This is a genomic window from Enterovibrio coralii (assembly GCF_001559595.1).
In the GTDB taxonomy this organism is placed as follows: domain Bacteria; phylum Pseudomonadota; class Gammaproteobacteria; order Enterobacterales; family Vibrionaceae; genus Enterovibrio; species Enterovibrio coralii.
In genome coordinates, this window is the sequence record NZ_LNTY01000034.1 from 58,776 (window position 1) to 81,185 (window position 22,410).

The following is a 22,410-nucleotide window of genomic DNA, read 5'->3' on the forward strand; positions in this document are numbered from 1 at the left end:
TGAGGAGAAGGTATGGGCTTTTTTCTTCGACGGCTTTCATTCTATTTAATGGCCTTGTTGTTTGCCGCCACACTGAACTTTATTTTGCCCCGCGCCATGCCGGGCGATCCGGTCACCATGATGTTTGCCAATGCCACGGCAGAGGTGACGCCAGAGCGTATTGAGTCCATGAAAAAGCTGCTGGGCTTTGTGGACGCGCCGTTACCGCAGCAGTACTTGTCGTACCTCGGCAATATCTTCACCGGTAACTGGGGACTGTCGATCAAGTACTACCCCATCACAGTAAATGAACTGTTGGGCAGCGCGGTCGGTTGGTCTCTGTTCCTAACGGGCTCGGCCATCATCCTGGCGTTCTGTATAGCTCGGTGCTGGGTATTTTCGCCGCTTGGCGTCGCGGTAGCCATTACGATTCTTTCATCTCGCCAAGCATGTTGGTGGTGCAATCCATCCCATCGGTGGTTGTCGCCATGCTAGTGCTTTACACCTTTGCGGTCGGCCTTGAATGGTTCCCGTCGGGTAACGCCTACACGGTGGGGACAGAGCCTGATTGGTCAAGCTGGGCATTCTACAAAGACGTTGCTATCACGCTGTCTTACCGCTTTTCTGTGCCACCATCGGGCAGATTGGCGGCTTCCTGATCAGCATGCGTAACAACATGATTAACCTGCTCAACGAAGACTTCATCACCATGGCGAAAGCCAAGGGCTTGAGCGAGAACCGTGTTGTTTTCAACTACGCCGCGCGTAACTCCATGCTACCGAGTGTCACGGCACTTTCTATGGCATTGGGCTCTGCAATCAGTGGTCAGCTGATTGTTGAGATGATCTTCAACTACCCAGGTCTTGGCACTGTGCTGCTAAACGCCATCCACGCCCGCGACTATCAGGTACTGCAAGGTCAGCTGCTGCTGATGACCATGTTTATGTTGTTCTTCAATTTCCTCGCAGATCTGATGATCGTCTACCTCGACCCTCGCCTGCGCAAGGGAGGTAAATGATCATGAAAGGCTTTATGAAACTTCTCATCGGGAACAAGAAATCCCTCGCGGGGTTAATCATCCTTGCCATGTTTGCGTTGGCGGCCATTTTTGCTCCGCTCATCACCAAGCATGCCCCCGATGTAGGCACAGGCAACCCGCACGAGTATCCGGCGTTTGTGGTGAAAGCAGCGCAAGACAACCCTGATGGTTGGATTGCAAAGAACCTCGCGACTAACCCTCGCCGTTTGATGATGTCCGAAGGGGCTGACCACGTGCTGGGTACGTCTCGTATGGGACGCGATATCTGGTCTCAGCTGGTTTACGGCGCAAGAACCTCGCTGGCAGTTGGTATTGGTGCCGGTGTCATGGTGTGTTTCCTTGCGACTGCGATTGGTGTTACTGCGGGCTATTTCGGCGGTAAGGTTGATGACTACCTCTCTGCAGCATGAACATCATGCTGGTGGTGCCTCAGTTACCGCTGCTGTTCATTATCGCCGCCTTCATTGGTCAGGCCGGGCCTGCGACGATTGCGGTGGTCATTGCTATCACTTCCTGGGCATGGGGGGCAAGGGTGGTGCGAGCGCAAACCCTGTCTGTCCGTGAAAAAGAGTTCGTGCACGCCGCAGAAGTGTTAGGTGAGAAGACGTGGCGCATCATCGCGATTGAGATTCTGCCGAACCTGATGTCGATTCTAGGCGCGAGTTTTATCGGCTGTGTGCTGTTGGCAATCATGACCGAAGCGAGCTTGTCGTTCCTTGGCCTTGGCGATCCAAATGCAATCAGTTGGGGCGTGATGCTCTACAACGTTCAAACTTCATCGTCGATGCTAATTGGTGCGTGGTGGGAAATTTTGGCACCGTGTTTTGCACTGACGCTGATTGCTGTTGGTCTGTCCCTTTTGAACTTCGCCGTGGATGAAATCGCTAACCCACAGCTTCGCTCTCACAAAGGGTTACGCCTGTGGAAGATGCGTAACAAGTGGGCGCAGTCAAACGAGAAAACCAACCGTCCTGTGTTTGAAAAAGGGCAGCAGTCATGACAGAACCGCAAATTTCTATCCGCGATTTGTGCGTGGATTACATCACTGACGCGGGCGATGTCCGCGCGGTGAACAACGTCAGTTTTGATATCGGCAAAGGCGAAGTGTTTGGTCTGGCGGGAGAGTCAGGGTGCGGAAAGTCTACCGTGGCCTTTTCCCTCATGCGCCTGCACAAGCCGCCAGCTTACATCTCACATGGCGAGATCTTCTTCGATGGTCACGGCGACTTGCTGAAAAAATCGGATGACGCCATGTCGCGCTTTCGCTGGAAAGAAGTCTCCATGGTATTCCAGAGTGCGATGAATGCACTCAATCCTGTGTTGACGATGGAAGAGCAGTTTTGCGATGTCATCATGCGTCATACCAGCTTTACCCGCGATCAGGCCAAGCGTCGTGCGGAAGGCTTGCTTGAAATCGTGGATATCCACCCGAGTCGCTTGAGTGATTATCCACACCAATTTTCAGGTGGGATGCGCCAGCGTCTGGTGATCGCGATTGCCCTCGCACTGAACCCGAAAATGATCATCATGGATGAGCCAACCACCGCACTAGATGTGGTGGTTCAGCGTGAAATTCTGCAAAAAATCTATGCGCTGAAAGAGGAGTTTGGCTTCTCCATTTTGTTCATTACGCATGACTTGTCTTTGATGGTCGAGTTCTCGGATCGCATCGGCATCATGTATGCGGGTGAACTCATCGAAGTGGCGCCGTCAAAACAAATTCTGACGACACCGTTCCACCCTTACACCGAAGGGTTGGGAAGCTCATTCCCGCCGCTAACGGGCCCAAAAACCAAGCTGACCGGTATTCCGGGAAGTCCGCTCAACCTGTTTGATATTCCAAAAGGCTGCCGTTTCCAAGCGCGCTGCGGCAAAACACAGCCGAGCTGTTTTACCCAGCAAACCGAACTCAAGCTGATTGAGCCGGGGCGTTTATCAAACTGCCATTTGTTTACTGCGCAGAGCATCAAGGGGTAAGAGAATGAGCAAGCCAACAGGAACTCTCATCATTGAGGGGAAAAACCTCATCAAGGATTTCTCAGTGAACAGCAACTCGCTGCAAAAATCCAAAATGCGCGCCATCAATGACGTGTCGTTCAAAATGTATAAAGGCCGAGGTTTGGCGGTGGTGGGCGAGTCGGGCTCTGGCAAGTCCACCACGGCAAAGATGATTGCCAAAATGTATCCACCAACGGGCGGCACCATCGAGTACTTTGGCCGTGATATTCAGGGCATCACCAAACGTGATGAACTGATGCTTTACCGCCAAGGCGTGCAAATGGTGTGGCAAGACCCCTTCGGTTCGCTAAACCCAACCCACACCATTTTTCACCATATTGCCCGTCCGCTACTGATCCACAACAAAGTGGATGGTAGCGATAAAAAAGCATTGGAAGACATGGTGTATGACTTGCTGTTGCAAGTAGGACTGACGCCACCGAAAGAGACGGCAGCGAAATATCCGCATCAGCTTTCAGGCGGTCAGCGCCAGCGTGTGAATCTGGCAAGAAACATCGCCGTTGGCGCGGAAGTGGTGCTCGCCGATGAGCCGACATCCATGCTGGATGTCTCGATTCGTGCCGGCGTGTTGAACTTGATGGAAGAGATGAAGTTTGAGCGTCAAATGGCCCTGCTTTACATCACCCATGACATTGCCACCGCACGCTATATCGCTGAAGACCTCGCAGTGATGTATGTCGGCCACATGGTGGAGTGGGGCGATGTGGAAGAGATCATCCATGACCCTCAGCACCCGTACACCCAGCTTCTGGTGTCAGCGGTGCCAGATCCAAACAAATCCATTCATGAAAAGTTAAAGGGCAATCGCGGCGAAATTCCATTGTGGACGCCAGACAGCGTCGGCTGTCCGTTCGCGGGTCGTTGCACCCAAGCTACCAAACGGTGTCAGGAAGCACTGCCACCCGTGACCCAACTATCAGAAAACCATTTTGTGCGTTGTTATCTGTTTGAACAATAACGCGTGAGGAAATCAGGATGTTTCAATTAGCGTTTATTCGCACCAAAGACACCGAGAGCAAGGCTACTCGCACCGTTCATTTGACGTTGGGTGATAGCAAGTCCCTTGAGTTAAATCAGGATGTTGACGGTTTCAATGGCGAGATCAGCAAAACGGCTTTCACTGTGGCTGACGTTCAGGACATTGGCTTTATCTTGGCATCGACGTTTAAAAAAGCGCAGCGTCTAGAGCTTCACCTGGACGAAACCGTGCTGTCGCTGCACGCGCCTGATGTGTGGGTGAAATGGTTGTCACTGGGCTTGGCGTTGTCGTCATACGATTACAAACACAGAGACAGCTTCCACCTTGAACCAAATATCAATGCGTTCGAAATGGTCACAGAAGACAAGGCACTGACGGATGCCTTCTTTGAAGGCCAAGTGCTGGCGCAAAGCCAGTTGATTGCACGCGAGCTGGTGAACAAGCCGGGTAATGTGATCTACCCAGAATCCTTCGTCAGCGCGGTGCAAGAGCTGCCAATGGATAACACCACGTTGTCTTTTCTTACCGAATCTGAAATGCGTGAGCAGGGCTTTGGCGGCTTAGTGGGCATTTCTCAAGGCAGTGATCGCGATGGCCGCATGCTGTGTTTGGATTACCACCCAGAAGGCGCGAAAACCACGATTGCGCTGGTGGGTAAGGGCGTCACCTTTGACACCGGCGGTATCAGCATCAAAGGCCAGCTTCGCATGAGCACGATGAAAGTGGACATGGGCGGCGCGGCTGCGGTGGTTGGTGCACTCAACGCGATTGCGCAATTGCAGTTACCTGTGCGTGTAATTGGCTTGTGTGGTTTGGTGGAAAACATGCCATCAGGTCGCGCGATCAAGCCGGGCGATGTCGTCACTATGCTTTCTGGTAAAAGCGTTGAAATCATCTCAACGGATGCAGAAGGCCGCATGGTATTGGCCGATGTTATGCACTATGCGCAGCAAACCTACCAACCGGATTACCTGATTGATATCGCCACATTGACGGGGGCAACAGGCGTGTCGCTCGGTAAAGCGTTTGCCTCTTTGATGGGTAATAGTGATGAGCTGAAAGCCTTGGCGAAAGTGGCGGGTAACAGCTGTTCTGAGCCTCTGTGGGAAATGCCAATTGGTGCTGACTTGTATGAAGCATCCCTTAAGAGTGATTTTGCCGACGTTCGTCATGGTGCAGAAGACGGAGACGGCAGTGCGAGCGTGGCTGCAACCTTCCTCAATCACTTTGTGGCACCTGATCAGAAGTGGATTCATATCGACTCTGCCGCCATGTCGCTGGGCATGACCCATCGCAAAATCTATCCAAAAGCGGCGTCAGGCTACGGCACGTTCCTGCTGACGGCACTTTGCCAACACATTGCTTCTAAATAAAAGAACGAGAAATAAGGAAATACCATGATTTTATTAGCCAACTCTGAAGCCTACCCAGGCATTGAAGAATCTGCTCGTCGTTTGCAAGCGGGAGAGGAAGGTCTTCGCTCTTTGGTGGAAGGCATCAAATTGGTTGAACTTGACCCACGTGTTCGCACCGTGGGTTTTGGCGGCTGGCCAAACGTGCTGGGTGAAATGGAATTGGATGCGTCAGTGATGGACGGTGACAGCCTAAGAACGGGTGCAGTCGGCGCACTGAAAGGCTACATGCACCCGGTAGAAGTGGCGTACAAAGTCATGACTGACCTAAACCATGAGATTTTAGTGGGTGAAGGCGCAGCCATTTTTGCCAATGAAATTGGTGCGGTTGCCGGTGAGAACCTGATTGAAGATTCAAAACGCGTTTGGTGGGAAAAGCTAGAAGAATCGATGACGTCTGAACAGCAACAAGCCTTTCCAAATGTGCCGTTGGCTCCGCTGTCTAACAACGCGACAGACCCAGAGCGCGTGCGTGATACGACTGTGTTTTTGTGTGCAGACAGCAATGACAAAATCAGTGCGGCGACCTCTACCTCTGGCTGGGCATGGAAATATCCAGGCCGTTTAGGCGACAGCCCAATCATTGGTGCTGGCTCGTACGCAGACAGCCGTTATGGCGCGTGTGCGTGTACCCATACGGGAGAGATGAGCATCCGCTGCTCGACGGCACATGCTGTGGTGCTTTACATGAAGATGGGCATGAGTCTGGATGAGGCGGTGTATGAAGCCATTAAAGATTTGGATTACCTCAAAGACGGTTACACCGAAGGCGTGACCATCCATGCGATTGACCGCCATGGTAATCACAAAGTGGTGAGCCTGAACTGTCCGGGCAATATCACCTACTGGTTCTGGCAAACCGGCATGGACAAACCGGAAGAGCGTCAAGCAGAGGTGATTTTCACTCGCTAATGCAAAACCTCTGATAAACCAATACATCAGATAAAACAAAAGCCGCTTTGATTAGCGGCTTTTTCGTGTCTGTGAATTAGCGAAATGTCGCGTACATATAGACTTATTTGCCAAAGTGCGCTTCGGTCGATACCCAGTTTTTGATGGTATCGCGATTGGTGGACACATAGTGATAGTAGAGGTGGTCAATCGCCATCAGCATTGGCAATTGTGCTGTGATCATCCCAGTACGCTCTTCGCCGTGAAGCGAGGCTGTAAGCAGCGTAGCCGTGGCATGGCGCGCCAATTTCGATTTAGGGTTAGAGGTGATCAAAAACGTCGAGATACCACGCGCGGTAAGGTTTTTTACCACCTTCGCCATGTCTTCATTCAAGCCATTTAAGCTCAAGACGATGACGAGGTTCTCTGTGGTCAGAATGTCTTGGTACATCACCATAGAGTTGGTGTCTTGCACCACTTCAACAAACTTGCCTAGACGACCGAAACGGAACTTAAAATCGCCGCCCGCCAGCGCACTAAAGCCAGTGCCGAAAATATGGATAATCTTGTGCTGGGAAATCGCTGCCGTGATCAGTTCAATCACTTGGGTGTCCATGCAGTTATCAAGCTGCTGTAAGACGTCGAAGTAGTCTTGGTGAAGGCCAATATGTTCACGGGTTGCGGGTGGCTTGGTGCTTTCCAGTTGCTCTTGGTAGAGAAACAGGAATTCTTTGAAGTTATTCAGCCCCAGCTTTTGGCAAAAGCGGGTGATAGATGCGGTAGACACACCAATTTCTGCCGCGAGTTCTTCAATGGTTTTGACTGGCTTTCGAGCGAGAAAGTACTCAGCAATCTTGCTGTCGGTAGACGTGAATTTGCTCCGTGCATATTCAAAAAGCAGTCCAATATCTTTGTTCATCAGTACCATAGGCCATTGTCAGTTTGCCTCACTATACCCCTGATTCTTGAAGTTGCAGCCCCAAACTCAGCATTTTTTACCTTAATCACACAGTCAAGGCAGGCTTGTTGGCTTGGGTCGCAACATCAAGATTGTGAGCAAGAAAGCGGGCGAACTCTCCTCTTAATCCAGCGAGATTTTGAAAGTACGGATTTGCTTCGCTCGGAAGGCACCGAAATGAATCGCGTTATTGCTGATGTTCACAATGTGCAGCGGCTGATTCATCAAATTGGTTTCAAACGCTTCAGCGACCTTGGTATGCATCTGCAAGGTGCCGCCATCTTCAACCGCATATTCAGACGGGTTGTAAACGCGGACATAGAGCGCATCGTCGTCATACTGCACGCTGGTGCAAACCAATAAAGGCGCATTCAGCGTAAGCAGCGAGGTTTCATCACCAATTGCATCGGCAAGGGGATGCATCACAAAATACTTCAAGGTGTTGGTGAACTGGTTGAGCGACTGCGCTTGATAGTAAGGCTGCTCAATGCTCCAACACTGTGAGGCATGGTTGATGGCTGCAGCATCGAATTTCTCATCCAACAACAAAGCCAGCTTGGCAACTTGATGGCCTTTCATTTGGCTATCGGGTGTTGGAATGTATTTGTACTGTTGACCGGATGCGATACCCGGACGACGGATAAGATCAGGCTTGCCAAGCCAGCCCACGCTTCTAAATACAGTCAGTGCTACTTTGCCGCTCGGTTGAGATGGTGACTCAAGCAGCACTTCGTATTCTTTTATGCCTTGTGTTAGCACGGACAAGCTTGTGGTGGTATCACTCAGATTCACGAAATTGATCATCGGATAGATGCCACAAGGCTCTTCTTTCCATCCGCGCTCACGCCAATCCGCCATTTGGAGTTGATAGTGCGGTCGACGGACGAAGCCAAACGGCGTGTCTGCAATGCTTTCTTTGGTCTCAATTGGGCTATTGACCACCAACTGCAAGCGATGGTCTTCAACGTAATTGTTGATGTCGAACTCCATCGACAGAGGTTGGCCGTCTTGCAGCGTCAGCGTCAGGACATAATCACATTGGGTATCGGCAAAACGTTGCGCGCGTGCTTCCAGATTCTCTGGCAGCATCCATTGGCCTTTTAGCGTCAGGCTGTGTTGCAGCGTCCCGCATTGTGTTGTGCACTCTGCGTGGTTAAACGACAAGTCGATCACCCAGTCTTGCGCTGGCGGTGAGTAATCATAGGTATCGCCGTCATCACCACCATCACGTGCGGTCAGAAAGTAATCCCAACGTCGCTCGTTGTGTTTATCAATCAAGTGCAATCCACCGCCAGTGTACTCGATGCGGTAGCGGTTGTTCTCGATATGGAATGTCGCTTTCTCCTCAAGCGGAGTCTGCGCATCATGGGTCTCTTCAATCACTAAAGACGTAAAGCCCAGTGCAGGCACGCTATGGCAAAGCACGATATCGGTTTGGTAGTAGTAACCGTTTGGATCATTGTCTTTTGGATCGCGCTGAATGCTACCGTTGTAATGTTGGCTTTGGGCAATTACATCAAAGTGCACGGGCTCGCCAGTAAGTGTTGAAATGGTAAAGCCCGCAGATTTGGTCGACAGGGTTAGCTTCTTGGAGTGTTCTCGTGCAAATGGCAGCGTGTTGAACAGTGTCAGCCTTGCACCGCTTTCTAGTGCTTGCTGTGATTCTGCAACTTTGCGTACCAAGTAATCGCGCGCCGCTGACGACATTTGGTCGACGTGTTCAAAGCGCTCAACAATGATCTTGTTGGTTTTATCCGTGTTGCAGCCACCCGCGCTGTCATGGGCATGATTTCGCGTCACGATGCGCCAAAGGTTGTTGAGCAGCTCTTTTTGGTAGCCGATGCCAAAGCGGGTTGCTAAGGCCATTAGAGGCTCGAGCTCCAGCGTGATGCGACGTTCAAGCATGTCGTTTAAACGCTTATGATCGGCGCGTGACGAATAAATGGAGCGATGGATCTTTGACACTTGTCCGTCGATCATCTCACCGCTCAACACATCCATTGGCAGATCTTGCGCTTTCAGGCGCGCAAATAGCGCATCGTAGCTGCTTTCAACCAATTGACTGTCGACGTTGGCTTCAGCCAGCTTCTGATTAAATTGTTCAATGCGAGATTTTACGTTGCGGTCAACGTAACGCTGGTCGCCGCCAAGGGGCAGGGCGATATCGTCGCTCAAGCAGCCTTTTTCAACTTGGTTAGCGAGAGAGACAGCGTCATCACTGTAAATCAATTGTCCGCCGACGTAGTAGCCGTCGCGGATGTTGTAGAAGAAAACATCACTGCCATCTTCGCTTTGCCAGCGACCTTCACGGTGTGGGTACACATCGGTCGACAAGCCTCGCCAGAACACGGTTTTATCAATGCCAACACCACGATAGATCTTTGGCATGTCCATGCTCTGACCGAAAGAATCCGGTACATAACCCAGCATCTCGACACCGCCTAGGCTTTGCCAAGATTGATGCCAAGTTGCAGGTTGCGGATGATAGATTCACCCGCAATGATGAGCTGGTCGGTCTGGGTATACCAAGGACCGATTTTTAGCTTGCCGCTTTCTACCAAGGCAGTAAAACGGCTTTTTTGGTGCGGGCAGGCATTGAGATAATCTTCAACGATGCTCAATTGCCCATCCAGGTAGTAATTGTCGACTTCACCTTTCTCAAGGGCATCCATCACTTCTTCCATATGGTAGATGAGCTGGATGAGCGACTCATGGGTAGAAAAGTACCATTCAAAGTCCCAATGAGTGTGGGAGATCACATGAAGTTGTTTCGTCATAGCACTGCCCGCTTTGTATTACGCAATCACTTGATGGATGGTATCCAGCACCGCTTGCGTGTCGTCGCTTTGCAGTGTGTTTCGAATATCCGGCTTCATCATGGAACGAGATAGTTTGGTCAACATCACCAGACTTTCATCCGCGCCTGATGCTGGGATCGCCAGAGACACAACGGTCGTCACTGGGGTATCATCCATGGTTTCCCACTCGATTGGGTTCGTAAAACGAACCACGAAGATACCCGGTATTTTTACGTGCTCTGACTTACAATGCGGAACCGCAATGCCACCCATAAAACCGGTGCTGTCATGGTCTTCACGTGCTTTCAGGCCAGCTTGAAACCCATCAATGCTGTCGACAAAACCCAAGCGGTAAGCGTTTTCTGCGATGAAGCGAAACGCCTCCTGCTGGGTGGTTGACTGGGCATCCGTTAAAATATGTTCAAGTGAAAATACTGCGTTCATGTTGCTTATCCGTTGGTTGTTGCTGTTTCAGTCGTTACCGTTTCTTGCGGTGCCGGTTCTGAGGTTTTCGCTGGCTGAGGACGGCGCCAGAAGCCGATGATCATGCGGTCGTTGCAATACCTGCGAACGTACAAGCAATCCAAGTCACGAATGGGATTGGTTGCTCGATGTATCCGACGAAGGTACCCAGTGGAGAGCCGATACCGCCGTAGAATTTCACGTCTAAGTAGCCAACCAGACCGCCTGCCAGCGCAGAGCCTGCGACACTGGCCGTGATGATTTGCACAGGGTTAGCCGCTGCAAATGGAATTGCACCTTCGGTAACACCGACGATACCCATACCAAACGCAGAGTTAGCAGAGATTTTCTCAGTCGCGGTAAAGCGTTTTGCGAACAGCTTAGAGGCCAGGAATATACCCAGAGGCGCAACAGAGATAGCGGCTTGTGCTGCGGTACCTGGTACGAAGTTAGCACCTTCGATGCCGTATTTCGCCACGGTATCGGTCCATACAGCGGTACCGAAGATCAGTGCGGTTTTGTTGACTGGACCACCGAAGTCGAAACCAATCATGGCACCGATGATTGCACCGATGATAAAGGTTGAAGATGCGTAGTTAGTGGTAACCCAGTTCAGACCGTCATACAGTGCGCTCATTGCACCGGCAATAGGCTGACCGATGAAGTACAGCACCACGACAGTAATGAAGAAAGTCGCAATCAGCGGGATAACCATGATGGGTACGATAGGCTGAATGATTTTTGGCCATTTCACCTTCTTCAGGTATTTCACGAAGTAACCCACAAGGAAAGCAACCAGAATCGCTGACAGGAAGCCGCCACCTGCGTCGGTACCCAGGAAGCTTGGGTCATTCGCCATGTATGCACCCAGCATGGCTGGTGCAATCGCTGGACGGTCAGCAATAGAGTTCGCTACAAAGCCAGCGAACAGTGGGATCATCAGGGTGAAACCGATTTGACCCACTTTGAACAGGTGGTACATGAAGTAACCGAGAGGATCTTCTTGATCAAACCCCCACGCAACCATGCGGCCAAGATCGTCTTTCTGGAACGCGAAGATGTTAGCGATCGCCAGCAAGAGACCTGCTGCGATAACCATCGGCACCATGTAGGAAATACCACTCATAATGTGTTGAACAAAACCGTTCTCAGTGGTTTTACCTAAGGTCACGTTACCGACTTTGGTGCCTTTCGCGCCAAAGACAGTTGCGTTCTCGTCAGCTTCTTTAATCAGCGCCATCGCATCACGGATTGCCGCTTTAGGACGTGTTTTGTAAACACGTTTACCCGCAAAGCGCGCCAGATCGATTTCAATGTCTGAAGCGATGATCACCAGATCTGCTTTTTCAATGTCTTGTTCTGTCAGGATATTTTCAGCACCAATGGAGCCTTGCGTTTCTACTTTGACTGAAAAGTTATGTTCTTTACCTGCTTGCTCTAAGGCTTCAGCAGCCATGTAGGTGTGTGCGATACCAGCGGCACAGGCGGTTATCGCAACGACGTTATTGGTCATGAGGTTCTCCTTCTACGACCGAATAGAGGATTTAGGTGTTATAGGGCAGGCGAATAATGAAAATTTTTCCAATATTTAACTGTGACAGTGCGCAAAGTAGCCGATAAATTGTAAATTTTTACAGCAAAGGGTGCGCCACTTCATAGAAAAAAACCTCAGATCCTGTAAATTTTTTCACCGTAAAGTGCTCGAATAATGATTTTTTTGAATTTATTTTCGTCCCATTGATGAGTGAATAACCCGATGCCAAACGTCTCATTCCAAGCTGAACCCTTGTCCTTTCTGGTCATTGCAGATTTAGTGAAGCGTATACAGCATGTTTCTAATCGTCGTTACTTAGGAGCAGTTTCTTGTGATGATGCCCCTATGCTTGCGTGGCGTGTACCAACGCAGCGACTGGAAATTGTGGTTGATGGTAAAGTTGAGATGCTGTTTAGCCGAGAAGCGGGCTTACGAGACTCAGAGCAGATGGTGTCGGGAGATGTGCTTAACGTGGCGGCAAATGGTTGGAACCTGCCTTACGCAAAAGAGGCCAACACGCTCAGCATTTGCTTTAAAGGTGACAAGCTAGGACTTAGTTACAACCATTGGCAGGATGGTCGTTGCATCAGTTTGGCGAAATGGGTCGTGGAATGCCCACTGGAGGATTGCTCCACAGTACCTGATAACGTGGACAGTCTGCTGGCATACATTGCCGAGACGTTGAATGTTCAAGTGATGGAGATTTCAAAGCAAAAGCAGCTTTTCCATCAGATCCTCACTTACATTCGTTGTCACTTTCACGAGCAAATTTGCCGCGACACAGTCGCGCGCGAGTTTTGTATCTCACCGAGCTACTTATCGCATTTGTTTAAGCAATATGGCGAAGTGGGGTTTAATGAATACATCAACCGCGAGCGCTTTGCACATGCGCGTCACTTGTTGCTAGAGAAGGGATTGCGTGTAAAGCAGGTGGCATTGGAAAGCGGCTTTGTGGATGCAGATTATTTTTGCCGCATGTTCAAACGCTTGGCGGGGATGACGCCGAGTCAGTATCGCTCACGCCATGAGGCATTGGTGCTTTGAGGCACCAAACGACAGATACAAAAAAGCGCAGCCGAAGCTGCGCTTTTTTTTCGCATCTAAGAATTACTTCTTGATGCGCAGTACTGGAGTTTCACCAACAGTCACAGAACCAGACAGCTTGTTCAGCTCTTTGATTTCGTCCATGTTAGAGATAACAACAGGAGTCAGAGTAGACTTCGCTTTCTCTTCCAGCATAGCCAGATCGAATTCGATGATTGGGTCACCAACTTTAACAGTTTGACCTTCTTCAGCGATACGCTTGAAGCCTTCACCTTTCAGCTCAACGGTGTCAATACCGAAGTGTACGAACAGCTCGATGCCGTCGTCAGATTCGATAGAGAACGCGTGGTTAGTTTCGAAAATCTTACCAATGGTACCGTTTACTGGTGCAACCATTTTGTCGCCAGCTGGCTTGATAGCGATACCGTCACCAACGATTTTCTCTGCGAAAACTACGTCTGGCACGTCTTCGATGTTTACGATTTCACCAGACAGTGGTGCGATGATTTCGATTGCGCCAGCGTCGCTGCTGTCGTCAGAAACCAGCTTCTTCAGTTTGTCAAACAGACCCATAGTGTTTGCTCCTAAGCGTTAACAGTACTTTGCTGCCGTATTCTAGCAGACAGTTTTCTCAGCAATGAATTTTTCTACGTGTGCAGCGATTTCTGCTGCTGTAGGCATTGCCAGTGCTTCTTCCGCCATTGCTTGAACATCAGCAAAGTTAGCATTACGGATGATTTTCTTGATGCGTGGGATAGAGATAGCACTCATGCTGAACTCATCCAAGCCCATACCCATTAGAAGCAGGGTCGCACGCTCGTCACCAGCCAACTCACCACACATGCCAGTCCATTTGCCTTCTTTGTGAGAAGCGTCAATAACTTGCTTGATAACGGTCAGTACTGCTGGAGACAGTGGGTTGTACAGGTGTGAGATCAACTCATTACCACGGTCAACCGCAAGAGTATACTGGGTTAAGTCGTTTGTACCAATGCTAAAGAATTCAACTTCTTTCGCCAGGTGGTGCGCAATCGCCGCTGCTGCAGGGGTTTCAACCATCACACCGATTTCGATGTTCTCGTCAAATGCCAGACCTTCAGCGCGCAGTTCCGCTTTGTATTCTTCGATCGCTTTCTTCAGCTCACGGATTTCTTCTACAGAGATGATCATTGGGAACATCACGCGTAGTTTGCCGTGTGCTGATGCACGCAGGATTGCACGCAGCTGGTCGCGAAGGATTTCACGACGGTCCAAGCTGATGCGAACTGCACGCCAACCCAGGAATGGGTTCATTTCTTTTGGCAGATCCATGTATGGCAGATCTTTGTCACCACCGATATCCATAGTACGGATGATCACTGGGTGGCCATGCATAGCTTCTGCTACTTCTTTGTACGCTTTGTACTGAATTTCTTCAGTTGGCAGCGCGTCGCGGTCCATGAACAGGAACTCGGTACGGTAGAGGCCAACACCTTCACCGCCGTTACGGTTAACGCCGTCACAGTCTTTCACTGTACCGATGTTGCCGCATACTTCCACTTGGTGGCCATCCAGAGTCACAGCAGGCAAGTCTTTCAGTTTTGCCAGCTCTTCTTTCTCTGCGATGAACTCGTCACGGATCGCTTTGAATTTGTTTAGTTCTTCTTCGCTTGGGTTGATAACAATCGTGTTGTTGATTGCATCAAGAACCAGCATGTCGCCGTTGTTCACACGCTTAGTGATGTCGTTGGTACCAACGATCGCTGGCAGTTCCAAAGAACGCGCATGATAGAAGTGTGAGACGTACGACCACCGATGTCGGTGATGAAGCCTAGAACGTAGTCTAGGTTGATTTGCGCAGTTTCAGAAGGTGTCAGGTCGTTAGCAACCAAGATAACTTCTTCGTTGATTGCGCTCAGAGATACGATGTTGATACCCAGAGTGTTCTTGATGAAACGTGAGCCGATGTCACGAATATCAGTTGCACGCTCTTTTAGGTACTCGTCGTCCAATGATTCAAGAGTAGTCGCTTGCTCTTCGATTACGCTGTGGATTGCGTATTCTGCAGAAGCGTTATTGTCCTTAATGAAAGCTATGATTTCTTCTTCTAGCTCTTCATCTTCAAGCAACATGATGTGGCCTTCAAAGATCGCTTCTTTCTCTTCACCGAAAGTGATGCGAGCTTTGTCTTTAATCGCTTCAAGTTGCTGTTTAGATTTTTCGCGACCGTCATAAAGACGTGCGATTTCCGCGTCTAGTTGGTCCGCTGGAACTGGATTTTTGTTGATGACGATTTCGTCTTCTTGGAGCAGCAGCGCTTTGCCAAAAGCAATACCAGGAGATGCCAGGATACCTGAAATCATAGCTTTACCCTACGTTGATCAAATTAAAAACTAATGGATAGAAAAAGAGCTGGATTATTCCAGCTCGTCCATCAGCTTAACTAGGAAATCAACTGCTTCTTGAGCTTGTGCACCTTCAGCTTTGATAGTCACTACAGTACCCTTGGTCAGACCCAGAGTTTGCAGTTTGAACAGGCTAGTCGCGCTTGCTTCTTTACCACCAGATACAACAGTGATTTTTGCATCGAAGCCTTTTGCTTCTTTAACAAACTGAGCAGCAGGACGAGTGTGCAGACCGTTTTCAGCAGTGATTTCTACTTGCTTTTGATACATGTTTTACCCCGATACATTATTTATTTAGGTTTATGTATTAAATCTGTGGATAGCTTAAACCGAATGGCCTTCTTTGGCTATCGGTGGACTGTAAACTAACCAAGATTTGAATGCCCTAGCTTAATCCAAGTCAAATTTTTGTGACATTTTCACTCAAAACTACAACTTGCTCACATTCGAGTCACGGATTAATTTCGAGCTTAAAAATAAAAGGCGGGGAATTTTTACTAGAGCGGGCTCGAAAAATCAAACAAAAAAAGCCCCTAATGGGGCTTTTTATTCTCCGTCATGAGAAGGTCAAATGACTGAGATAGTTGATTATTGCTGGTTTTCCAGCTCGGTGAAGATACCTGCAAACAGTGCAGAGCTCAGATAACGCTCACCAGAACTTGGCAGGATGGTGACAATGGTTTTGCCCGCAAATTCAGGCAATTCCGCCACTTTATTGGCAGCTACAACCGCTGCACCTGATGAAATACCCGCCAGAATACCTTCTTCTTCCATCAGACGACGTGCCATTGCAATCGCTTCGTCAGAGGTCACCAGTACGGTCTTGTCTACCAGAGACAGGTCGAGGTTACCTGGGACGAAACCTGCACCAATACCTTGGATTTTGTGGGGTGCTGGCTGAACGTCATCACCGTTTACGGTCTGAGTGATAACCGGTGATTCTGCTGGCTCAACCGCAACAGTCGTAATGGCTTTGCCTTTGGTGTTTTTAATGTAACGGCTAACACCTGTCAGCGTGCCACCTGTACCTACACCCGATACAAACACGTCGATCTCGCCATCAGTGTCTTCCCAGATTTCTGGACCCGTTGTCTTCTCGTGGATCTCTGGGTTTGCTGGGTTGTCAAACTGCTGCAGCAGCAGGTATTTTGCTGGGTCAGATGCGACGATTTCTTCTGCTTTTGCAATCGCACCTTTCATGCCTTTCGCTGCTTCGGTCAGAACTAGGTTTGCACCCAGTGCTTTCAGAAGTTTACGACGCTCAAGGCTCATTGACTCAGGCATGGTCAGTGTCAATTTGTAGCCGCGTGCTGCAGCAACATATGCCAGAGCGATACCTGTGTTACCACTTGTTGGCTCTACCAGTTCAACACCTGGCTTCAGCTTGCCACTTTTCTCGGCATCCCAAATCATGTTTGCACCGATACGGCATTTAACGCTAAAGCTAGGGTTGCGAGCTTCAATTTTAACCAGCACTTTTCCGTTAGATACACGGTTCAAACGTACCAGTGGAGTGTTGCCCATAGTGGTTGAATTGTCTTCGTAAATCTTACCCATCTTCTTCGTTCCTTCGGTTGCATTGGGATACGGATACAAGCATATCGCGTATTTTCTAATTTCAAAGGAATCTCTGGTTATATCTTATTGTAATTAGGTTCGTTTCAGGCTGCGGTCGCAGTTATAAAGGTAAATGAAGAAGAAAACACCTTTGCCTAAGTGATCGCTAGCTCAGAACAAAGGTGTTGTATTTGAGGAGATTAGTATCGTGCGAGGTCGTTGCGGTATTTATCTACCCACATTGCGGTCGCGCCACACACGGCGGCAGGCATTACAAACAGGTTGAGTATTGGCGTCATGGTGAAAAACATCACCAAGCACCAAAGCTCATGGTCGAGCCTTTGTTTTGGCGCAGTGTCGCTTTCATATTCGGGAACGAGACACGGTGGTTATCGAACGGGTAGTCACAGTACTGGATACCCATCATCCATGCACTAAACAGGAACCAAAGCACAGGTCCCAACGTTTGGCCGATGGCCGGGATCCACATCAAGATTAACAGCCCCAATGCTTTAGGCAGGTAGTACCAAAGTTTTTGCCATTCGCGTTTAAACACGCGGGGCAAGTCTTTCATCACGCCAGCCAGACCATCATCAGGTGGACGCTTGCCAGTGAGGTGCGCTTCCAAGTGTTCTGCCAACAGACCATTAAATGGCGCAGCAATCCAGTTTGCTACAGTGCTGAAGAAGTAGGAGCAAATCACCAATATGGCGATAGCGAGCAAAGGCCACAGGATGTAAGACAACCAATCTAGCCATTGCGGGATGTAAGATAACCAGCCGTCAATCCAGCCGCTGAGCTGTGACAGTACTATCCCGATGAGTGATCCCATCAAGAGAAGGTTAACCACAAGCGGAATAATGACGAATCTTCGAATGCCAGGCGTAAAAGCCAACGAGAATCCGCGGAGAAAGTAGCTAGCCCCGGATACGGGTTGCTTTGCCAATTGAGAAGGTGTCATATCGTCTCCTTGCTGTAAGTCCTCCAATGTTAACGGTTTCAGGGTGAGAATGGCAATTTGGCTGTGTTGGTGAATTATTGTTCAGCTGAGTTGTCAAAACCCCGACAGAACAGTGACTTTTTCAGTGTTCTCGCGGTATGGACGTTAACTTTTATACACTTTTTGGTACAGTAGTCAGCAATTTGTAAGTGCGACATTGCCAAAGGCTGTTCCTAGGTGTTTAGATAGGTAAGCCGAACGTCGTTAATTGGATATTTGCTGAGATTAAATGATGCAGGAATTGCGCCTTGTTTTAATCATTTTGGGAGCGGTAGCGATTGCTGCGCTGCTTCTACATGGCCTTTGGACCAGCCGTAAGGAAAAGCCTGCGAAATTTGCAGAAAGGCCCATTGGCAAGCTGAGAGAAAAGGATGACACAGGATTTGATCAAGACGGCATTGGTTCCGTACGTGTGATTAAATCTGGTGACAGCGAAGCTCCTAAAGCCCCTCGTAAAGAGCCGGGTCTGAGTTTTGGCGATAAACCCGATGTCGACCCACTTTTTGCCAACGAAGAGCCAGAGCAGAAGCCTGTTGTTAAAGACGACGAGATTGACTTGCCTGCATTTTCTGCCGCGGACAATGACGACGATGATGTGCGCAAGGTTGCTGAGCCTGTTGCGAGTATGGTGTCACCGGAGCCTGTTTCTTCAAAGCCTATGTTTGATGTCGAGCGCGACGAATCTTTCGTTGAAGATGCTGCGCCAATGGCGGATGTTGCGGCTGAAACCTTAGAAGATGTGGTTGAAGAAATCACAGAAGAAGAGGTCGTGGAAGAAGCACCGAAAGAACCTGAAACCCAAGTGCTGATCATCAATGTTCAAGCAAGCGGTAACACAGAGTTCCAGGGCGAAGATCTGATCAATTGCTTAGAGCAACACGGCATGCTGTTTGGTGAAATGGAAATTTTCCATCGCCACGCCGATTTGGCGGGTACAGGTAAGGTGCTGTTTAGTGCCGCTAACATGTTTAACCCAGGCAGTTTCCCACTGACGACCATTCATCAGTTCACTACGCCAGGTGTCACCTTCTTTATGACGCTGCCATGTTTTGGCGAAGCTGAGCAAAACTTCAAGCTGATGCTAAGAACGGCACAGGAAGTGGCGGATCAAATGGGTGGTCTGGTCACCGATGACAACCGCAACATGATGACGCCGCAGCGCTTAGACGGTTACCGCGAAAAGATTAAGCAGTTTCACGCGCATGCGTGAGATGTGATGTAAATAAAAAAACGCCCCATCAACGGGGCGTTTTTTTATTCCCTAACGGTTAGATAACCTCTTGCCATGGACCGCCGTTTGTTGGTTCATCGCCTTTCGTCCACCATTGGGCTTTATAGGTTTTGCTTGATAAGTCACGGTATCGCCCGTGGTATAAGTGCTATCTGCACGCCATGCAGTATCTCCGGGAGCTTTGTCTGCTACCCAGGCACCTGATGAGCCAGGTTCTTCACCTTTGGTCCACCACTGTGCGGTATAGGTTGTACCTAAGTGGGTGACTTTATCGCCAGCCAAATACACGGCGTCTGCTGACCAATCCGTTTCACCGCCAGTCCCGGTTCCTTTGACGGTAACACTGATGGTTGCATCAGTAGTAGCAGTGCCGTCCGTGACCGAAACCAGGATTTGCTCAGTGATATCTACCGTTGTTGATGGGGCGGAATAGAGCAAGGAAGCGTCATTACCGGAGACGGTCAGTACACCAACACTTGCTGTGAAAGAAAGTGTGTCGTTGTCGGCATCAGATGCAGAGAGAGAAATGGTGATGTCCTTTCCGCTGTCTACAGAGACGGCAGCAGGGGCATTAAGGCTAGGTGCACTGTTGATGGGGGCGGATTTCACTTCGAGCTGGAAGGTGCTGTTCTTGTCTTTTGCAAACACAGCATTGGCGTATATGTCTGTGCCATCCCAAGCGATGGTGCCATCTAGGGTTTCTTTACCTACTTGTGCAAGCGTCGATGTATTCACGATGTCAGCAAGCTGTGTCGTCCAAACGGTTTCGGCTTCATTCGCGGCATCAATAGGCAATTTCTCGAAGATGGTTTCTGTGCCGTTGGCGTCAAAAAGGCGGAACCAAACTTTGTCGCCCGCTTTGGCGTCGGTTGTGGATTTCACAAAGTTGCCGATATTGTTCCAGGTTGGTGGAATGACATCGCCGCCAAAGCTGATATCACTACAGTTATAAAAGCCCTCGCCAGCAGGATCGCTGCGTTGCCAACGAGAGAACAAGATAGCATCGCCGGCGCGGTCTGTCGGCAGTGTCACTTCCATTTGGTAATACTTGGTGCCGTTAATCACGACAACGGGCACGTTCCCAAACTCTGCAATGAGTTCTAGATCGGTCCACTTCAACGGGTCGATTGCCGGATTGTAGCTGGCATCGGAAAGGTAGATTTTCCAAAAGCTCGGATTGTGTGGTGTAGCAGCGTTGTAGAGCAGTGTCATTTTGCCATTGAGTGAAGGGTCGATCGGGGTTTTCTGCCATTCCGTCGAAGGGATGTTCATACCCGCCTTTTTCGGGTCGGCAGCGGAACAAAGCTCGCCATCAGGCACGGCAAGTTCAACGGCAGCTTGGTTGTCATAGTCAGACACTAGCTTGGCAAATTCCGACTTTTGTACGAAAGGATACCAGCCGGATTCCACGTAGGCGTCGCGGCAAGCGGCATTAGGAATGGTGGAGCCGTCACTGGAATCCCAATATCCGCCGTCGCGATAACAAATCTCTTGTCTGGCGGGTGGGTAATCCATGTAGCCGTGTGCGTAAGTATTGGTGGTGATTGCTACGGACGAAACTGCGGAAGCAACAGCGACATAGGGTAAAAGTCGAGTGCGTGACATGTTTTTTCCTCTTTGTATTGGTTGTTAATGTAATGTTGTGTTTCTACTGTGCACTCCAAGGGTTGGTCGATTTGCAATCAGCCTTCAATTTGCTGTGTGTTCAAATTGGCGGTCACTCGAAAAAGAAAATGTAAGATTTCATAGACATGAAAAATGCGTGATCTGCTCTGGGGCTGATGTCACTAATTCAAACGCGGTAGGAAAAAGGGGAAGGCGGGAAAGAAGAAGGAGAGGTTGAACCTCTCCTTCTATGAGACAAGTAAAATTACGATTGGAGAGCTTGGTCGATGAGCTTTTTCAGCTCTTCCATCGGTACATAACCTGGGACAATATGATCGCCAATGATCATGGCGGGCGTGCCGCGCAAACCTAGCTCCGTAAATAGCTGGTAGTTCTTCTCGATCATTTTTTGCGTTTCTTCCGATGTTTGAAGGCTGGCTTCTATGCCGAATTTCTTGGCGACATTGGTAACCGAACGGTTGTCGTGAGCACTCGGTTTTTTGATCAGCGTTTCATTCACATCATAGAATTTGTCTCTGTCTTGGTTCCAGACATTGATGGCGAAAGCTGCCGAGTTCTTGTCAGACAACGGATTTCGCATTTCAATCAGCGGTACCAGCACGTTCACCACCTTCACATCTGGATAAGCCAGCGCAGCTTGGTGAAGCACGGGATCCAGCTTTTTACAGAATGGGCAGCTGTAGTCGGTAAAGTTAACAATGGTTAGTTTCGGATTGGCTGAACCAAACTGCGGGTGCTTTGGGTTGTTGTAAAGATAATCGTGGTTTTGCGCCAACACCTGATCGACCTGTTGCTGCTGATCGATATACGCCTTGATACCCTGATGCAAGTTAGGGATCAGCTCTGGGTTGCCTTCCAGCATGGTAACGATCTCGTTGAGCTGAGATTGCTCGATCGTGTTGAGCGTAACGTTTTCAGCAAATGCGTTGGTTGCTGCCCAAAGAGACAGTGATGCCATGATGGCAACGGTAATCTTTTTCATTCTTTCCCTCAAAATTTCATTATGAAAGCCACAGGCGAGCTAATAGCCCCGGCGGGGTGGATATGCCTGTGGTGATGGATGTAATTTCGCCTTTATTAATGATGACGATGGTTGGCGTCGCTTGAATGCCCCAAGCACTAGCGAGTAAACCGCGTTCATCGTTGATGGCGTCAAATTGCAGATCATGACCTTCGAGATAGCGTTTCACTCGCTCATCACTGCCGGATGTGATTGCGACGGTAACGACTTGATGATCGCCAGAGAGCCAATTGACCGTAGGGGTGACAAATTTGCATGCGCCACACCAGGTTGCCCAAAAGTAGACAAGAACAGGCTTGTCTTGGCTCAATGCTGCCAAGTCGATGTCTTGATTTTTGATGGTGACCAGCTGCTGGCTGGGAACCTTGCCACTGGGCATGTCCTGACTTCGCCAAAGATCAACCGCGAAAGAAATAACCATAAACATCATGATGTAGGGCAGGATTTCTCGAAGCCAAAATCGCGCTGTCGCCATG

17 protein-coding genes and 4 pseudogenes are annotated in these 22,410 nt (G+C 49.5%); 8 read left to right on the forward strand and 13 right to left on the reverse strand.

The window, feature by feature from the left end:
* Window positions 1-12: 12 nt before the first annotated feature.
* From ATN88_RS28280 to ATN88_RS11620, 6 genes and pseudogenes are all read left to right on the forward strand, one after another.
* Window positions 13-997 (forward strand): annotated as a pseudogene (locus ATN88_RS28280) (ABC transporter permease).
* A 2-nt stretch (window positions 998-999) separates the two neighbouring features.
* Window positions 1,000-2,018 (forward strand): annotated as a pseudogene (locus ATN88_RS11600) (ABC transporter permease).
* Window positions 2,015-2,995, forward strand: coding sequence for an ABC transporter ATP-binding protein (locus ATN88_RS11605; RefSeq protein ID WP_067415766.1), 981 nt, complete (start codon window positions 2,015-2,017; stop codon window positions 2,993-2,995). Before ATN88_RS11600 ends, ATN88_RS11605 begins: the two are co-directional and overlap by 4 nt.
* 4 nt (window positions 2,996-2,999) lie before the next feature.
* Window positions 3,000-3,995: an ABC transporter ATP-binding protein gene (locus ATN88_RS11610; protein WP_067415768.1), complete on the forward strand. Its 996-nt coding sequence runs from the start codon at window positions 3,000-3,002 to the stop codon at window positions 3,993-3,995.
* Window positions 3,996-4,012: 17 nt separating this feature from the next.
* Complete coding sequence (locus ATN88_RS11615; protein ID WP_067415771.1) at window positions 4,013-5,389, forward strand: M17 family metallopeptidase; 1,377 nt, start codon at window positions 4,013-4,015, stop codon at window positions 5,387-5,389.
* A 24-nt stretch (window positions 5,390-5,413) separates the two neighbouring features.
* Window positions 5,414-6,340 carry a N(4)-(beta-N-acetylglucosaminyl)-L-asparaginase gene (locus tag ATN88_RS11620; RefSeq protein WP_067415775.1) on the forward strand — a complete coding sequence of 309 codons (927 nt, stop codon included), beginning with the start codon at window positions 5,414-5,416 and terminating at the stop codon, window positions 6,338-6,340.
* Window positions 6,341-6,443: 103 nt separating this feature from the next.
* On the opposite strand, the gene ATN88_RS11625 is transcribed toward ATN88_RS11620, so the two are convergent.
* The 5 genes from ATN88_RS11625 to ATN88_RS11640 form a co-directional block, all read right to left on the reverse strand.
* Complete coding sequence (locus ATN88_RS11625; RefSeq protein ID WP_232313143.1) at window positions 6,444-7,238, reverse strand: MurR/RpiR family transcriptional regulator; 795 nt, start codon at window positions 7,236-7,238, stop codon at window positions 6,444-6,446.
* 162 nt (window positions 7,239-7,400) lie between these two features.
* Window positions 7,401-9,707 (reverse strand): glycoside hydrolase family 38 N-terminal domain-containing protein, encoded by a 2,307-nt coding sequence (locus ATN88_RS11630; protein ID WP_269748138.1) that lies wholly within the window; start codon window positions 9,705-9,707, stop codon window positions 7,401-7,403.
* 11 nt (window positions 9,708-9,718) lie between these two features.
* Window positions 9,719-10,054 (reverse strand): glycoside hydrolase family 38 N-terminal domain-containing protein, encoded by a 336-nt coding sequence (locus ATN88_RS28285; RefSeq protein WP_269748139.1) that lies wholly within the window; start codon window positions 10,052-10,054, stop codon window positions 9,719-9,721.
* Window positions 10,055-10,072: 18 nt separating this feature from the next.
* Window positions 10,073-10,519: a PTS sugar transporter subunit IIA gene (locus tag ATN88_RS11635; RefSeq protein ID WP_067415781.1), complete on the reverse strand. Its 447-nt coding sequence runs from the start codon at window positions 10,517-10,519 to the stop codon at window positions 10,073-10,075.
* A gap of 100 nt (window positions 10,520-10,619) precedes the next feature.
* Window positions 10,620-12,050, reverse strand: a complete 1,431-nt coding sequence (locus tag ATN88_RS11640) for a PTS fructose transporter subunit IIC (RefSeq protein ID WP_083539473.1) — start codon at window positions 12,048-12,050, stop codon at window positions 10,620-10,622.
* Window positions 12,051-12,293: 243 nt separating this feature from the next.
* Between ATN88_RS11640 and ATN88_RS11645 the strand changes: the two genes are divergently transcribed.
* On the forward strand, window positions 12,294-13,115 hold the full coding sequence (locus tag ATN88_RS11645; protein WP_067415784.1) for a helix-turn-helix transcriptional regulator: 822 nt from the start codon (window positions 12,294-12,296) through the stop codon (window positions 13,113-13,115).
* A gap of 63 nt (window positions 13,116-13,178) precedes the next feature.
* On the opposite strand, the gene crr is transcribed toward ATN88_RS11645, so the two are convergent.
* From crr to cysZ, 5 genes and pseudogenes are all read right to left on the reverse strand, one after another.
* Entirely contained in the window at window positions 13,179-13,688 is a 510-nt protein-coding gene (gene crr / locus ATN88_RS11650) for a PTS glucose transporter subunit IIA (protein ID WP_067415786.1), read from the reverse strand.
* A gap of 42 nt (window positions 13,689-13,730) precedes the next feature.
* Window positions 13,731-15,457: pseudogene (gene ptsI, locus ATN88_RS11655) on the reverse strand (phosphoenolpyruvate-protein phosphotransferase PtsI).
* A 54-nt stretch (window positions 15,458-15,511) separates the two neighbouring features.
* Entirely contained in the window at window positions 15,512-15,769 is a 258-nt protein-coding gene (locus ATN88_RS11660; protein WP_067415788.1) for an HPr family phosphocarrier protein, read from the reverse strand.
* A gap of 318 nt (window positions 15,770-16,087) precedes the next feature.
* Window positions 16,088-17,056 (reverse strand): cysteine synthase A, encoded by a 969-nt coding sequence (gene cysK / locus ATN88_RS11665; RefSeq protein WP_067415793.1) that lies wholly within the window; start codon window positions 17,054-17,056, stop codon window positions 16,088-16,090.
* Between the two features lie 200 nt (window positions 17,057-17,256).
* A pseudogene (gene cysZ, locus ATN88_RS11670) lies at window positions 17,257-18,017 on the reverse strand (sulfate transporter CysZ).
* Window positions 18,018-18,285: 268 nt separating this feature from the next.
* Between cysZ and zipA the strand changes: the two are divergent.
* The gene (gene zipA / locus ATN88_RS11675; RefSeq protein ID WP_067415796.1) at window positions 18,286-19,266 is read left to right on the forward strand and encodes a cell division protein ZipA; all 981 of its coding nucleotides are present in this window, start codon (window positions 18,286-18,288) and stop codon (window positions 19,264-19,266) included.
* A gap of 51 nt (window positions 19,267-19,317) precedes the next feature.
* On the opposite strand, the gene ATN88_RS28605 is transcribed toward zipA, so the two are convergent.
* The 3 genes from ATN88_RS28605 to ATN88_RS11690 all read right to left on the reverse strand — a co-directional run bounded on the left by ATN88_RS28605 (window position 19,318) and on the right by ATN88_RS11690 (window position 22,409).
* A complete protein-coding gene (locus tag ATN88_RS28605) occupies window positions 19,318-20,892 on the reverse strand; it encodes a lytic polysaccharide monooxygenase (RefSeq protein ID WP_408607703.1) in 1,575 nt (524 codons plus the stop codon).
* 265 nt (window positions 20,893-21,157) lie between these two features.
* Window positions 21,158-21,895 carry a DsbA family protein gene (locus ATN88_RS11685; protein WP_157490714.1) on the reverse strand — a complete coding sequence of 246 codons (738 nt, stop codon included), beginning with the start codon at window positions 21,893-21,895 and terminating at the stop codon, window positions 21,158-21,160.
* Window positions 21,896-21,914: 19 nt separating this feature from the next.
* Window positions 21,915-22,409, reverse strand: coding sequence for a protein disulfide oxidoreductase (locus ATN88_RS11690; protein WP_067415803.1), 495 nt, complete (start codon window positions 22,407-22,409; stop codon window positions 21,915-21,917).
* Window position 22,410: the final 1 nt, after the last annotated feature.

Bases quoted from the DNA above. Each gene is read 5' to 3' on its own strand.
- ATN88_RS11605 (WP_067415766.1), top strand. From the start codon at position 2,015: ATGACAGAACCGCAAATTTCTATCCGCGATTTGTGCGTGGATTACATC.
- ATN88_RS11610 (WP_067415768.1), top strand. From the start codon at position 3,000: ATGAGCAAGCCAACAGGAACTCTCATCATTGAGGGGAAAAACCTCATC.
- ATN88_RS11615 (WP_067415771.1), top strand. From the start codon at position 4,013: ATGTTTCAATTAGCGTTTATTCGCACCAAAGACACCGAGAGCAAGGCT.
- ATN88_RS11620 (WP_067415775.1), top strand. From the start codon at position 5,414: ATGATTTTATTAGCCAACTCTGAAGCCTACCCAGGCATTGAAGAATCT.
- ATN88_RS11625 (WP_232313143.1), bottom strand. From the start codon at position 7,238: ATGAACAAAGATATTGGACTGCTTTTTGAATATGCACGGAGCAAATTC.
- ATN88_RS11630 (WP_269748138.1), bottom strand. From the start codon at position 9,707: ATGCTGGGTTATGTACCGGATTCTTTCGGTCAGAGCATGGACATGCCA.
- ATN88_RS28285 (WP_269748139.1), bottom strand. From the start codon at position 10,054: ATGACGAAACAACTTCATGTGATCTCCCACACTCATTGGGACTTTGAA.
- ATN88_RS11635 (WP_067415781.1), bottom strand. From the start codon at position 10,519: ATGAACGCAGTATTTTCACTTGAACATATTTTAACGGATGCCCAGTCA.
- ATN88_RS11640 (WP_083539473.1), bottom strand. From the start codon at position 12,050: ATGACCAATAACGTCGTTGCGATAACCGCCTGTGCCGCTGGTATCGCA.
- ATN88_RS11645 (WP_067415784.1), top strand. From the start codon at position 12,294: ATGCCAAACGTCTCATTCCAAGCTGAACCCTTGTCCTTTCTGGTCATT.
- crr (WP_067415786.1), bottom strand. From the start codon at position 13,688: ATGGGTCTGTTTGACAAACTGAAGAAGCTGGTTTCTGACGACAGCAGC.
- ATN88_RS11660 (WP_067415788.1), bottom strand. From the start codon at position 15,769: ATGTATCAAAAGCAAGTAGAAATCACTGCTGAAAACGGTCTGCACACT.
- cysK (WP_067415793.1), bottom strand. From the start codon at position 17,056: ATGGGTAAGATTTACGAAGACAATTCAACCACTATGGGCAACACTCCA.
- zipA (WP_067415796.1), top strand. From the start codon at position 18,286: ATGATGCAGGAATTGCGCCTTGTTTTAATCATTTTGGGAGCGGTAGCG.
- ATN88_RS28605 (WP_408607703.1), bottom strand. From the start codon at position 20,892: ATGTCACGCACTCGACTTTTACCCTATGTCGCTGTTGCTTCCGCAGTT.
- ATN88_RS11685 (WP_157490714.1), bottom strand. From the start codon at position 21,895: ATGAAAAAGATTACCGTTGCCATCATGGCATCACTGTCTCTTTGGGCA.
- ATN88_RS11690 (WP_067415803.1), bottom strand. From the start codon at position 22,409: ATGGCGACAGCGCGATTTTGGCTTCGAGAAATCCTGCCCTACATCATG.